This is a genomic window from Micromonospora deserti (assembly GCF_003236335.1).
Lineage (GTDB): Bacteria > Actinomycetota > Actinomycetes > Mycobacteriales > Micromonosporaceae > Micromonospora > Micromonospora deserti.
Genome location: NZ_POUB01000168.1, coordinates 1 through 13,350 on the forward strand (window position 1 = coordinate 1; position 13,350 = coordinate 13,350).

Sequence of the window (13,350 nt, forward strand, 5' to 3'; positions counted from 1 at the left end):
GGCCGCAGGTGAACGGGCCCCAGGTGAACGGGCCCCAGGTGGACGGGCCGCGGGTGGACGGGCGGGCCGCGGCGACGCCCGGCGGCGGGCCGGCGGCCCGCGCCGGGCGGGCACTGCGGGCGGCGCCCGTGCCGCTGGCGCTGGTCACGATGATCAGCCTGGCCGGCGCGGTGCTCGGCCGGGTGTACGCCGGGCCGCTGCTGACCCGCCTGGTCATCGGGGCGGCGCTCGGGTCGGTGCTGGTCAGCCTCGCCGCCCGCCGGCTCCCCTCCTGGCTGGTCGCACCGATCTCCGTGCTGGCGATGGGCGGCTGGGTGGCCTGGTCGCTGCGGCTGACCGCGGCGCGGGCCGACCTGCCCGGCGGGCTCGCCGAGGTGACCGCGGACGCCGCCGCGAACGGCATCCCCCGGCTGCTGACCGCGATGATCCCGGTCGAGCCGGCCCCGGACACCGTGCTGGTGCCGCTGGTCGCCGCCTGGCTGGCCGGTCTCGCCGCAGCGGAGGTGGCGCTGCGCAACGGGCGGGTGCTGCTGGGCTACCTGCCGCCGGCGCTGCTGTACGCGGGCGCGGTCTACGTGGTCGGCCCGAACGCCGACCCGGCGGTCGGGTCGGCGCTGGTCTTCGTCGCGGTGGCGGTGCTCGGCCTGGCGGTACCCGCGACGCGCGCGCCGGGCGAGGGCGGTGACCCGGCCGCCGGGCTGGCACCAGCGGTCCGCGCCGCCGTCCGGGCCCGCCTGGCCGCCGCCTCCGCCGCCGGGGTGGCGGTGGTGGTCGGGCTGGTCGCGCTGCTCGGTCCGCTGCTGGCCGGCCAGGTCGACGGCCGTCCGGTCGACCCGCGCCGGTACGTCGAGCCGCCGCAGGTGGAGACGCTCGACGAGAACCCGCTGATCCGCATCTCCGGCTGGGCGCTGAACCCCGGTCAGAAGTTGCTCGACGTGACCACCGAGCGGCCGGCCGGGCCCGCCGCCGCGCCGTCGCCGCCGCCGGACGGGGCGGCGGGCGAGCCGGGTGCGGCGACGCCGGGGCGGGACGTGCGGATCCGGTTGGCCGTGCTCAGCGACTACGACGGGGTGACCTGGCGGGTCGGCGCGACCTACCGCAACGCGGGGCGGATCCTGCCGGCGTCCGCGCCCGCGCCGGGCGGCACGGTACGGACGGTACGGCAGCAGATCACCGTCGCCGACCTGAGCGGGCGGCTGCTGCCGGCCGTGGCCACCCCGCGCGAGGTCACCGGCGCGCGGGTGGCGTACGACCCGGCGACCGGGACGCTGATCCGGCCGGAGGGGCTGACTCCCGGGCTGCGCTACACGGTGACCTCCGCGTCGGCGGAGCCGGACGGGAACCTGCTGCCCACGGCCAACGTGCCGGCCGGTGAGGAGGTGGCCAGGGTGCTGCGGGTCGCCGACGGCGTGCCGGAGCCGCTGCGCCGGCTCGCCACCCAGCTCGCCGCGGAGAACGGCGCACCGTACGCGCGGGCCGTGGCGGTGGAGCAGTTCCTCGCCGAGCACTACCGGCTGGTGGCGGACGCGCCGAGCGGGCACGCCTACCCGAACCTGAACTTCTTCCTCTCCGGGCCGCGCAACGCCGGTGGGCAGCGCGGCACCTCGGAGCAGTTCGCGGCGGCGTTCGCCGTGCTGGGCCGGCTGGCCGGGCTGCCGACCCGGGTGGTGGTCGGCTTCCGGTCCACGGGGGACGGCCCGGTACGGGCCGGCGACGCGTACGCCTGGCCGGAGGTGCTCTTCGACGGGCTCGGCTGGGTGGCGTTCGACCCGCTGCCCCGCCCCGACCAGGAGCCGCGCCCGGTGGAGGAGGACTTCCGTCCCGCGCCGGAAAAGCCGCCGCCGTCGGAGGTGCCCGAGCCGACCGTCGAGCCGACCGTCGAGCCGGAGCCGGCGGCCGCGCCGGGCCCACCGGAGGGCTCCGGTGGCGTACCGACGCCGGTGCTGGTCGGCGGCGGCGCCGGCGGCGTCCTGCTGCTCATCGTGGCGCTGCTGCTCACCCTGTTCGGGCTGCGCCGGGCGCAGACCCGGGCCCGGCTGGTCCGGGGTGACCCCGGCCAGCGCATCGCCGGCGCCTGGCGGGAGGTGACCGACGCGCTACGGTTGGCCGGTCACCCGGTCGGCGACGACCTCGCCGCGACCGAGGTGGCCAGCCACGCCCGCCGCGCCCTCGCCGACGGGGCGGCCCACGGGGCGGCCGGGGAGGTCGGCGCCCAGGTAGACCAGCTGGCCGGCCTGCTCAACCAGGTGGCCTTCGCCCCCGGCACCGCCACCCCGGAGCAGGCTGACCGGGCCGCCACGGCGGCCGGCGGTTACATCAGCGCGTTGCGGGCCACCCGCCCCTGGTGGCGGCGACTGCTCTGGTCCGTCCACCCCGGTCCCCTGCGCCGCCGTTCAGGATGATCGCCGGTATGAGCCCACGCGTCGGTCCGGTACGGCCTGCCCTGTGGCGTGACCGCAACTTCGGCACGTACTGGGTCGCGCAGTCGCTGTCCGCCGCCGGCGACTCGTTCGCCTACCTGGCGGTGCCGCTGCTCGTGCTGCACGCGACCGGTTCGGTCGCCCAGATGGGCCTGCTCACGGCGGTGGCCGGCGCGGCGTCCGTCGGTGCGGGCATCTTCGGCGGCGTCCTGGTCGACCGATACGACCGGCGGACCCTGATGATCGCCGCCGACCTGGCCCGGCTGGTGCTCTACAGCCTCATCCCCCTGGCCTGGCTCGGTGGCCCGCAGGTCTGGCTGCTCTTCGTCGTGCTGCCGATCTGCGAAGCGGCCGGGATGGTGTTCCAGGTCGCCGCGGTGACCGCGGTGCGTAACCTCGTCGACCGGGACCGGATCACCGAGGCTAACGGGCGCCTGCAGGCGACGTACGCGGCGGCGGCCGTGGGTGGGCCGTTGCTCGCCGGGGTGGTGTCCGCCCGGTTCGGCCCCACGGCGGCCATCGCCATCAACGCGGCCAGTTTCGCGCTGTCGGCCGCCGGCCTCTGGCTGGTCCGGCTCCGGCGGCCCGTCGAGGATGAGGCGAATGCCGGCACCGGAGGGCGGGAGAAGCCGCTGGCCGAGTTCCTGGCCGGCGCGCGGTTCCTCTGGCGCCAGCCCGTGCTCCGCTCGCTGACCGTCCTGCTGTCGATCTTCATCTTCCTGACGTACGGCTTCACCGACCTGCTCGTCTACCACGTCAAGCACGACCTCGGCGGCTCCGACCGCACCGTCGGCACGGTGCTCGGCCTGGCGGCGCTGGGCACGATCGCCGGGGCGCTGCTGGTGGCGCCGCTGCGCCGCTGGCGGGGCTTCGGTGTCACCTGGGTCGGTGCGCTCTCGGCGTGCGGCCTGGCGATCGCGGGCATCGGTGTCGTCGGGAGCGTGCCCGCTGTCACCGTGCTGACCGCGGTGTATCTGTGTGGCGTCAGCGTAGGCGGGATCTGCTCCATGTCGCTGCGCCAGGAGATCACGCCCGATCACCTGCTCGGGCGGGTGACGTCGGCCTTCTGGAGCACGCACTACTCGCTCGGGCCGGCCGGCGCCGCGGTGCTGACCTGGGCCGCCGGCCGGTACGGCGTCACCGCGGTCGCCCTGGTCGCTGGCGCGGGCTGCCTCCTGGTCGCGATCAGCGGGCTGTTCACGCCGATCCGCCGAGCCGGGTCGGAGCCGGCCGTCCACCGGTCGGCGCTTCCGCCGGTCGCGACCAGCCAAGCCTCGTGACTCGTGGACCTCGACATCCACAACATCTGAGCCCTGCTCACCGCACGACGTGGCCGCGCACTCGACGACCCGGCACCGGGCGGGCACTCGCCGACGGGAGCGCCGCGCTGCTGGTCAGCGCCCGGATTCGCGCGGTCCGGACGAGAGCCGAGGTCTATCGTCTACAGCCTGCGGGCAGATGGAATCACCGGTACAGGGACGGGCAGATGAGCGACGACCACGACGCCGCCGGGGCGATGAGTTTCATCTTCGAAGCGGGCGTACTCAAACGTGCGGCCCGCACCGGCTGGTGGTTCGCCGGCGTCAAACACCCGGAGTCCATCGCCGAGCACTCCTTCCGCACGGCGATCATCGGGATGGTGCTCGCCGCCATGGAGGGTGCCGACCCCGGCCGGGTCGCCATGCTCTGCGCCCTCCATGACACTCAGGAAACCCGGATCACCGACATCCCCCACATCGCCAAGCGCTACCTCACCGCCGCACCCAACACCACCGTCACCGCCGACCAGGTCGCCGCCTGCCCACCGGCCGTCGCCGAGGCGATCACCGCCGCCGTGGCCGAGTACGAAGCCGGCCAAACCCTGGAAGCCGTCGTCGCCCGAGACGCCGACAAGCTGGAATGCCTCGTCCAAGCGGTCGAGTACCGCCACCAGGGCATCGACAACGTCCAGCGCTGGATCGACAGTTCACGAGCGGCACTCAGGACCGCGTCCGCCCACCGGCTCGCCGACGCCGCACTCGCTGGACAACCCCTCGCCTGGCTCAACCCACCCCGACAGTCCGAGTAGACCAGAAGATTCGCCAACCGCCACGCACGCCTGACCCTGAACCCACACAGCTCGCCGTACCTCGACCGGACGACTTCGGCGCTCAACCGAGTTCGCTGACCAGCCGCTCACCCTCCGGCCAGGGGCCGAAGCCGCTCGCCGTGTCGAGGTGACCGACGTCGCCCGCGTCGACCAGCTCCGCGCCCCAGTCCTCGGCGAACCGCTCGAACTGGGCGAGGGACGTGTACGGGTCGGTGCGGCTGGCGACCAGGACCGTGCGGAACGGCAACCTACGCCGAGGCACCACCCAGGGGATGTCCGAAGGGTCATCCGGCTCGGCTCCGTCGACGTACGGCGGCGTGACGAGCAGGGCGGCACGTACCGGCCCGACGTGGTTCGCCGCCCACACGGCCGTGGTGATGCAGCCGGCGCTGTGCGCTATGAGGACCGCCGGTTCGTCCGACTCGCAGACGGCCCCGTGCAGCGCTCGCACGCGGTCTCTCAGGACCAGCGGTGGACCCGGCGGCTCGGGCGCCCACCGGTACGTCGGATGCGCGTCGGCCCACCGCCGTAGCCAGTGCTCGGGCCGGGGGATCCCCCGCCCTGGCACGAGGAGATGTCGGGTCACCTCGCCGATCGTAGGTGCCCTCGCACACCGCGCCGGGGCTCGGCTCCGGCCGCCGGGGTCGGCGGCCGGAGCCGAGGTGGCCGGTGTGGATTCAGCTCAGTTCGATGTAGTCGAGTTCCGCGTACCCGGTGCCGCCAGCGAAATACGGCGAGCCCTTGGCGAGGCGGATCACGTTGTGGCCCGCCCGCAGGGTGACGGTGGTGCTGACCGTCGCCCCGAACCGTCCCCAGGCGGCGGTCGGCGGGTAGCTCACCGTCGACCAGGGGCCGCCGTTGTACGCCAGACCGTGCGTCGCGGTGGCGCCGGTGGCGTTGGCGTACCCGATTCGCATGGTGTAGTTGCGGGCGGTCGGGACGGTGACGATGAAGTCGACGTAGCTGGCGGTGCGGGGGTCGCCGGTGTTGTCGATCTGGCCGACGTAGCCGCCGGCCGACGCGCTGGAACTGCCGAACCGGTTGGCGCGGAAGATCGACCCGTTCTCCGCCTCGTACCGCTGCTGGTAGCTCGGTACGCCGCTGGTCGGTTGGATGACGAGGTGGTACCCGCTGGTCGCGGTCATGTTCGGCACCGTCACGGTCAGCTCACCGTTGGTGACGGTCGCCGTGGTGTTGCTGATGACCGTGGGCGCGGAGACCTGGGTGAACCGGCCCGCGGCCGGGGTGGACTCCACCAGGACCCGGACCGAACTGCCCAGCGACGACAGGCCGGTGACCCGGACGTGGTTGGTGCCGGACTCGCCGCCGAACACCACGTTGACGATGCGCCGGGTGGGGTCGTGCGAGGCGAAGCCGTCGAGGCCGGTCTGTGCGCGCGGCGTGGTGACCACCATGTTGCCGGCCATGTCGCCGTACCACTTGTACAGCCACCAGCTTCCGGTCGGCTGGTTGTTGACGGTGAGCCCGTTGACGGTGCCGTACTCGTACCAGAACGCACGGTGGGCGTTGTCCACGCCACCGCGTTCGAACTTGGCGAGGTAGCTGGCGACCGAGCCGGGCTGGTCGACCTCGGTCGGCGTCGCGTACTCGTTGATCGAGATCCGCCGCGGGCTGATCCCCAGCGACGCCTCCAGCGCGCGGTAGTTGGCGATGTCCCCGGCGATCCGCGCCGAGCCCTCAAGCTCGTGCCAGCAGATGATGTCCGGCAACGCGTTGTTGTCCCGCGCGTACGTGAGGAACGAGCGCATCCAGGACTCGTTGTACACGGCGGTGCTCGGCCCGACGATCGGGGTGAGCGGGTCGCGGGCACGGACCCGCTGGAACGTGCGGACCCAGCCGGCGTTGAAGCTGCCGGCCGCCGAGGTGTTCCAGGTCCAGTCCGGCTCGTTCCACAGCTCCCAGCCGGTGATGTTGCTGGTGGCGGTCGCCGCCAGCCGCGCGTTGACCTGGGCGTCGACCTTCGCCAGCCAGTCGTTCCAGCTGACCCATCGGTAGGGGAAGTCCGGGTAGATGTCGGGCATCCGGATGTACTCGGCCGCGCCGACCCTGGTCGCCTGGGGGGCGACGAGCAGCGAGTCGCCGCCGGGTGGTTGGCCGTTGGGGCGCTGGCCGACGCCCGGGGCGGGTTGGGTGAGCGTGTGGAGCTTCAGCGGCAACAGCATCGCGTCGGCCGGCTGGTTGTTCTCGGCGAGTGCGTACAGCCCGCCAGCGCCGACGTGGCTGACCGGGCGGAACGGGCTCGCGGCGTTGACGGTGAGGGTCGAGTTCGCCGCGTTGGCGGGACCGCCGGCCACGCCCACGAACAGGGCGGCGGCGCCGGCCACCACGACCGACATGAACGCTGCGGATGCTGCGGGTGGCCGACAACGCCGGCTCCGGAACGATCTCACGAGGTGCCTCCTCCTGAAGGGGCTCAACGCGGGCCGGTGAGCGCCGTGCTGAACGGGGTGACCGTGACCTTGTCGATGACCGGGGCGTACTGGGATCGCAGGAGCACTCCCGGGAAGGTGTCCGACGCGTAGGTGGTGCCGTCGAAGTTCGGCAGCTCCTCGGCGGAGAACCGCACGGTGTTCCGGCCCTTCTGCAGCCGCACCGGGACGGTGAGTTCCCAGAAGTTGTTGTCGTGGAAGGTGTGCGGGAAGAGGACACGCTGCGCGGCGCCGTCGTTGACCGAGATGTCCGCGTGCCGGGCGAGCGGGTCGGGGTTGTAGTGCGTGGCGACCGCCTGTTCGGGGTTGGAGTACCGCACGCGCATGGCGTACGTGCCGGTGCGGGGCGCGGTCACGGTGAGGGCGAGGGTGTTGTCGTTGCCGGGGGCGCCGCCCAGCCCGGTGACCGCGGCCTGGCCGCTCGCCAGGGAGCGCTGCGACACCGCCGCCGTGCCCGCCAGTTGCCCGCTCTCGGCCTCCACCAGGGTGAGCGGCAGCTTCCCCGAGGTCTGCCGAACCGCGAGACGGTCGATGAGCGAGGTACCCGAGCGGCCGGTCACCGTCACCTTGTTGACGCCGCCCGACATCGACACCGCCACCGTCGACGCGTCGCGCCGGGCCTTCATCACCTCGACGCCGTTGACGGCCACCGCCACCTTGCCGGAGCCGACCATCGTGAGGTCGAGGGTGGCTTCGGCCTCTTCGCGGGAGTACACCCAGAAGGTGGCCGACTGGCCGCGGCCGATCGCGGCGGCGCCCGAGCCGGAGACCGTGGCGCCCTTCGGGTAGCCCCGGTAGACGGGGCTCGCGGCGGGCAGGTCGGCGAGTTCGGCCTCGTAGACCGCGGTGGCCGCGGCCGGGTTCGGCAGGGTGAGCTGGATCCGGTCGACGATGGCGTCGCCCTTGGTGGCCCGGCTCCCGTCGAGGCTCCGCGCGGCCAGGGAGATGACGTGCCGGCCGGCGCTGAGTTCCACGGTGGTGTCGGCGTGGTCCCAGACGACCCACTTGTACCCGAGCGGCAGGAAGAGCTCCTGCTCCGCGCCCCCGTCGACGCGGACGAAAACGTTGGTCGGACCCTGCTCCCGGACCAGTCCGAAGGTGTTGAGCGAGTTGGCGAAGACGCTCAGGTCGTAGCGGCCCGCCGTGGGCACGTCGACGGTGAAGTCGAGCACGCCGTCGCTGCCGCTGCGCAGGCCGCCGACGTTGAACCCGCCCGAGGTGTAGAACTTCGACACGTCCCTCGGGGAACCCTCGGGGCCGTTGCGGCTGTAGCCGGTGCCGCTGTACGTGGCATCCTCCGCCTCGTACGACCGCTCCCACAGGTACGACGGAGGCGAGGCGGGGCCGTCCCCGCCGTCGGGCGTGAGGATGATCTCGTACGCCGAGGACTCCGACAGCCGGGGAAGGTCGCCACCGTCGAAGTCGAAGGCCACGGTGCCGTCGACGACCGTGACGTCGCGCTCGGCCAGGAGCCGCGGCGGGGCGGAGTCGCCGATCTGCCCGGTCCATGGGATCTCCCGGATCCAGGCGTGCACGGTCCGGCCGAAGACGCCGGCGGGGACGTGTGCGAAGCGGATGTGCCCGGCGCTGCTGGCGCCGCCGAAGATGGCGCGGGCCTGCTTCCGGTCGCGGTCGAGCGTCGCGACGCCCTGAAGCGTGTAGTTCCGGCCCGGGTACGGCGGGGTGACCTGGACGGTCTGCCCCGTCATGCTGCCGTAGGCGTTGTAGAGCCACCACTGGCCGTTGCCCCGGTTGGCCTGCACCGCGGAGTCCGACAGGTTGCCGTCGATGTTCCAGTAGGCGATGTCGGCATCGATCTTCGACTCCTCGATCGCCGATATCCACTGGATCATCTGCCCGGGCACCGAGGTGTGGTAGTTGAAGGCGTACTCGTTGACGTTGATGGGCAGTTGCCGGCCGTCGTGCGCGGTGCCGGCGAAGACCTCGGCCTCCCACGTGCGGTACCGCTTGACGCTCTCCCGGACCTGCTCCGGGTGGCTGAGCTCGTGCCAGGTCATCACGTCGGGGACCGTGCCGGCCTGGACGGTGTGCGCGAGGAAGTCCTTGACCTGGGTGTAGAGCACGCTGGTGTTGGGGCCGGCGATCCGCGCGTCGGGCATCCTCGCCTTGATGAGGGCGTGGACCTCGTCCCACGCCCGGAAGTAGTCGCGCGGGTCATTGAGCCAGCTGACGCCGTTGTAGCTCCACTGCCCGGTGCCGAACATGTTGCCCTCGGGCTCGTTGAAGGGCACGAAGACGATGTTGTCGCGGTACCGCGGTTCGAGCTGGAGCACCTGGTCGACCTGCTTGGTGATCTTCTGCTTGAACAGGTCGAGCTTCTCCCGCGGCTCGCTCCCGGGCCACTGGTAGGGGAAGCCACGGTGGATGTCGGTCATGTAGATGTAGACGTCGCCGTCGGTGCTGTCGGCCAGCGGCTTGACGACCTCGAGGGCGTCGGCGCCCGGATGCTGGGGACCGTCCTGCGCCTTGGTCGACACCGTGCGCAGGTGCATCCCCTCGATCAGGTTGTTCGTCGGCACCCCCGGCCCGTACAGGCCGTAGAGCGTGCCGGACGCGCCGCCGTGGAAGGGACCCGTGGTCGTGCCCAGGTCGATGGTCAGCTCGCCCTCCTGGATCACCGTGACGGTGGCGGTCACCGAGCGCCCACCGGCCGATCCGGTCACGGTGAACGTCCCGCGGGTGGCGTACCGCGCCGGGTCGATGGCCGGCCACGTGACGGGCAGGTCCCGGTCGTAGCCGTCGGAGAAGGTGGCGCGGACCGCCGGCGGCAGCGCCGGCGCGGTGCCGACGCTCGTCCGCACGTTGACGGTGGGCTGGAGCAGGCCGGTCGGCGTCGGCGGCTCGGCGCCGACCGAGGCGGCCACCTGCTCGGCGGAGAGGGCGGCGGCGTAGACCCGGAAGTCGTCGACAGCGCCGTCGAAGAGCGGATCGGGATAGAAGGAACGGCCGATGAGACCACCGTGGGTGGTGGCCGCGTCGATCAGTTGCCCGGCGGTCACGCTCGTCGGGGTCCAGGCGACGGCGGCGCCGTCCAGGTAGGTGGTGAGGCGCGCCGCGCTGGTGTCGAGCGTGACGGTCAGCGTCTTCCAGGCGTTCGCCGGCAGCGCGGCCGAGCCGGTGACCTGGGCCTCGCCCCCGGCGGACGAGGAGGTGACGGCGGTGCGCAGCCGTCCCTCACCGTGGTACGGGGTGGTGAACAGGTAGCGGCTGGTGTCCTTGCCGAGCGCGTAGATCCACTGCCAGGCGGCGGTCGTGCCGTCCCACCGCACCCGCGCCGACACGGTGAGGTCGGTCCTGCCGTCGAGCACCGCCCGGGGCAGCCGGATGTAGGCGCCGTTCGAGTTCGGCGCCCCGCCGGGCAGGTTGATCGCGTGACCGCCGTCCGCACCGTCGACCAGCGCCGCCGTGGTGCCGTTGACCAGCGTCCCGTGCAGGCCGTTGCCGGAGGAGTCGGTCACCGACCCGGTCGTCAGGTCGTCAGCGTCGAACTCGTAACTGAGTACGGGGGCGGGTAGCTCGGTCACCACGGGCGCCGCGACCGCGGGTGCGGCGGCCCCGACGCCGAGCACACCGGCGAGGGCGGCCGACCGGAGCCGGACGGTGGTCACTCTCGAGAGCCTCATGGCTGTCTCCAACTGGTCGTCTCTGCCGCCGGTGGCCGGGCGGGGGGCCATCGCCGTGGGCGGCACGTCCCGGATGTGATCGCTAACATCGAGAGTCGGCGTCCCGACTCAGCAGAGGTTCGGAAAATTTTCCGCCGGCGCCCGATCCGGAGCGGCTGGTGGCGGGAGGGATGGCGTACGCCGTGCAAACGGTTTCGCGTAGGTTACGTACGTCACCAACGCGCGTCAATGCCCGTCGTTGAAGCCGTTGAGGAAAAGGTTTGCCGAAGCTACCGTTCTCCTGTGACGGACAGGCCGGTACGGACGGACGGGCGGCGACGCGTCGGCATCGTCGATGTGGCTCGGCGGGCAGGAGTATCGGTCGGCACCGTGTCGAAGGCGCTGAACGGCCGAGGTCAGCTGCGCGACGAGACACGTGCGCGGGTCCAGGCCGTCGCCCACGAGCTCGGGTTCGTCCCCAGCGCCGTCGCGGCGAGCCTACTCACCGGCCGGACGTACACGGTGGGCCTGATCATGACCGACCACCACGGACGTTTCAGCCTGCCCGTCCTGCACGGCGCGGAGGACGCCCTGGGCTGGGGCGAGACGCTCGCTCTGGTCTGCGACACCAGGGACGACCCCATCCGGGAGCAGCACTACGTACGCAGCCTGATCCGCCGCCGGGTGGACGGCATCATCGTCGCCGGCCGCCGCACCGACCCGCGGCCGCCGCTTGGCGGTAGGCCGCCCGTGCCGGTGGTCTACGCCTTCGCCCGCTCGTCCGACGCGGCCGACTGCAGCGTGGTGGTCAACGAGGAGGCGGGGGCGCGGGAGGCCGTCGAGCACCTGATCCGGACCGGCCGGCGGCGGATCGCCCACGTGACGGGCCCGCGCGGTCACGCGTCGGTACGCACCCGTGTGGACGGCACCCGGCACGCTCTCCACGAGGCCGGGCTGGAGCTGGTGGGTGAGCCCTGGTATGGCGGGTGGAGCGAGGTGTGGGGACGCTTCGCCGCCGCCGCGCTGACCCGGTCGCACCCGGACGTCGACGCCGTCTTTTGCGGCAGCGACGCGATCGCGCGCGGCGTCGCCGACGGCTTGCGCGAATGCGGCCGGCGCGTACCCGACGACGTGGCCCTGGTCGGCGTGGACAACTGGCAGCCCACCGCGGAAGGCTGCCGGCCACCCTTGACCAGCGTCGACCTGAACCTGCAGGAGGTCGGCCGGACCGCGGGCGCCCTGCTGCTGCGGGCCATCGAGTACGGTGCGGCACCAGGTATCCACACCGTGCCGTGCCGGCTGGTGGTCCGCGCATCCTCCGCTCCGGCGAGCGGTTAGCCGCGAGCGGCCCGCGCCGGATCCGGCGCGGGCGGTGCGTCGTCGCCGGTGGCCGCCGACACGACCGGCGGGCCCGCCTGGACCGGGTCGGCGGCCGGCGGTCAACGGGCGATCACGTTTTCGACATCAGCCGTAACCCGCTCTTGACATGGGCCGTGTCGGGCGTCACAGTCAAGCAACATTCGTCGAACCGGTTCGCACGATGATCGCGGATCGGCGAAGTACCCGGCAGCCCGCAGCAGGGCTATCACAGCCTGCCGTGGAGCCGGGACATGCAATGTGTACAGGCAAATTGTCGGCGGAGGGCGGGAGCACCCACCGGTGCAACCCACGCGATTGCCGAACCGGTTCGACAGATCGCGACGTCGAGAGATTGAGGCGAGGGATGGCAACGATCGGGGACGTGGCCCGGGCAGCCGGCGTCAGTCGCAGCACGGCGTCCTACGCCCTGTCCGGCAAACGCGCGATCTCGGAGGAGGTGCGGCAGCGGGTCGCCGAGGCGGCCCGGGCTCTCGCCTACACGCCGAACGCCGGTGCCCGCGCGCTGGCAACCTCCCAGACCATGGTCCTGGGCCTGCTCGCACAGTTCTACGAGGACGAGTTCGCGCCGGCGATGATGCAGTACATCCGGGCCGTCTCGGACACCGCCCGCACCCTGGGCTACGACATCCTGCTGGTTACCGAGGCGGACGGCGCCCGGGCCCTCCGCCGCATCACCGACTCGCGCATGGTCGACGGCGTCGTCCTGCTGAACATCGCCGAGCACGACGAGCGGTTGCCGGTCCTGCGGGCCGCGCCCCGGCCCGGCGCCTCGGTCGGTTTGCCCGCGGACTGCTCCGGACTCGACGTGTTCGACCTCGACTTCGAGGAGGCCGGCCGGGTCATGGTGGACCACCTCCACCGACTCGGCCACCGCGAGCTGATCCTGATCTCCCAACCGGAGCACGTCGTGCACCGCGGCGGCGCGTACGTGTGGCGCCTGCGGGACGCGGCGGTGCAACGCGCCCGGGAACGGGGCGTCACGCTGCACGCGGTCTACGGGGAGTCCCGGCAGCCGGCCGTCGGGCGCCTCCTCAACACGCTTCTCGACACGTACCCGTCCGCGACCGGGCTGTTGCTCAACAACGAGGCGGCCGCGGCAGCCCTGCCGTCCGTCGCGCGCGCCCGCGGCCTGCGGGTGCCGGAGGACCTGTCGGTCATCGGTCGCTACTCCGACGACTTCGCGGCGACCTTCTCCCTGCCGTACTCGTTCATCGAGAGCGCACCCGACCGGCTCGGCAGCATGGCCGTCCGGCACCTGGTACGCCGCGTGGAGTCGACGACGGCACGGGACGAGCCGTACGTCGTGCGCTTCATCTCCCCCGAACTCGTCTCCCGCGGCAGCACCGCCGTCCCGCGCTAGCCGACACACCGCGGCACCTGTCTCTTAT

8 protein-coding genes are annotated in these 13,350 nt (G+C 72.7%); 5 read left to right on the top strand and 3 right to left on the bottom strand.

The genetic code is table 11. The annotated features are described in order from the left end of the window. Nucleotides 1–149 precede the first annotated feature (149 nt). The 3 genes from C1I99_RS21225 to C1I99_RS21235 all read left to right on the top strand — a co-directional run bounded on the left by C1I99_RS21225 (nucleotide 150) and on the right by C1I99_RS21235 (nucleotide 4,488). On the top strand, nucleotides 150–2,402 hold the full coding sequence (locus C1I99_RS21225; RefSeq protein WP_111135980.1) for a transglutaminase TgpA family protein: 2,253 nt from the start codon (nucleotides 150–152) through the stop codon (nucleotides 2,400–2,402). Between the two features lie 8 nt (nucleotides 2,403–2,410). Continuing rightward, nucleotides 2,411–3,700 carry an MFS transporter gene (locus C1I99_RS21230; RefSeq protein WP_111135973.1) on the top strand — a complete coding sequence of 430 codons (1,290 nt, stop codon included), beginning with the start codon at nucleotides 2,411–2,413 and terminating at the stop codon, nucleotides 3,698–3,700. Between the two features lie 206 nt (nucleotides 3,701–3,906). Further along, complete coding sequence (locus C1I99_RS21235; protein ID WP_111135974.1) at nucleotides 3,907–4,488, top strand: HD domain-containing protein; 582 nt, start codon at nucleotides 3,907–3,909, stop codon at nucleotides 4,486–4,488. Nucleotides 4,489–4,570: 82 nt separating this feature from the next. Here C1I99_RS21235 and C1I99_RS21240 read toward each other — a convergent pair whose 3' ends face one another. The 3 genes from C1I99_RS21240 to C1I99_RS21250 form a co-directional block, all read right to left on the bottom strand. Beyond that, nucleotides 4,571–5,095, bottom strand: a complete 525-nt coding sequence (locus tag C1I99_RS21240) for an RBBP9/YdeN family alpha/beta hydrolase (protein WP_158554088.1) — start codon at nucleotides 5,093–5,095, stop codon at nucleotides 4,571–4,573. Between the two features lie 91 nt (nucleotides 5,096–5,186). Then, nucleotides 5,187–6,866 carry a carbohydrate-binding protein gene (locus C1I99_RS21245; protein WP_111135976.1) on the bottom strand — a complete coding sequence of 560 codons (1,680 nt, stop codon included), beginning with the start codon at nucleotides 6,864–6,866 and terminating at the stop codon, nucleotides 5,187–5,189. Between the two features lie 77 nt (nucleotides 6,867–6,943). After that, a complete protein-coding gene (locus C1I99_RS21250; protein WP_111135977.1) occupies nucleotides 6,944–10,603 on the bottom strand; it encodes a LamG-like jellyroll fold domain-containing protein in 3,660 nt (1,219 codons plus the stop codon). Between the two features lie 282 nt (nucleotides 10,604–10,885). Here C1I99_RS21250 and C1I99_RS21255 point away from each other — a divergent pair, with 282 nt between their 5' ends. Then, entirely contained in the window at nucleotides 10,886–11,920 is a 1,035-nt protein-coding gene (locus tag C1I99_RS21255; RefSeq protein WP_233512630.1) for a LacI family DNA-binding transcriptional regulator, read from the top strand. Between the two features lie 385 nt (nucleotides 11,921–12,305). Then, nucleotides 12,306–13,322: a LacI family DNA-binding transcriptional regulator gene (locus C1I99_RS21260; protein WP_111135979.1), complete on the top strand. Its 1,017-nt coding sequence runs from the start codon at nucleotides 12,306–12,308 to the stop codon at nucleotides 13,320–13,322. The last annotated feature ends 28 nt before the right edge of the window (nucleotides 13,323–13,350 follow it).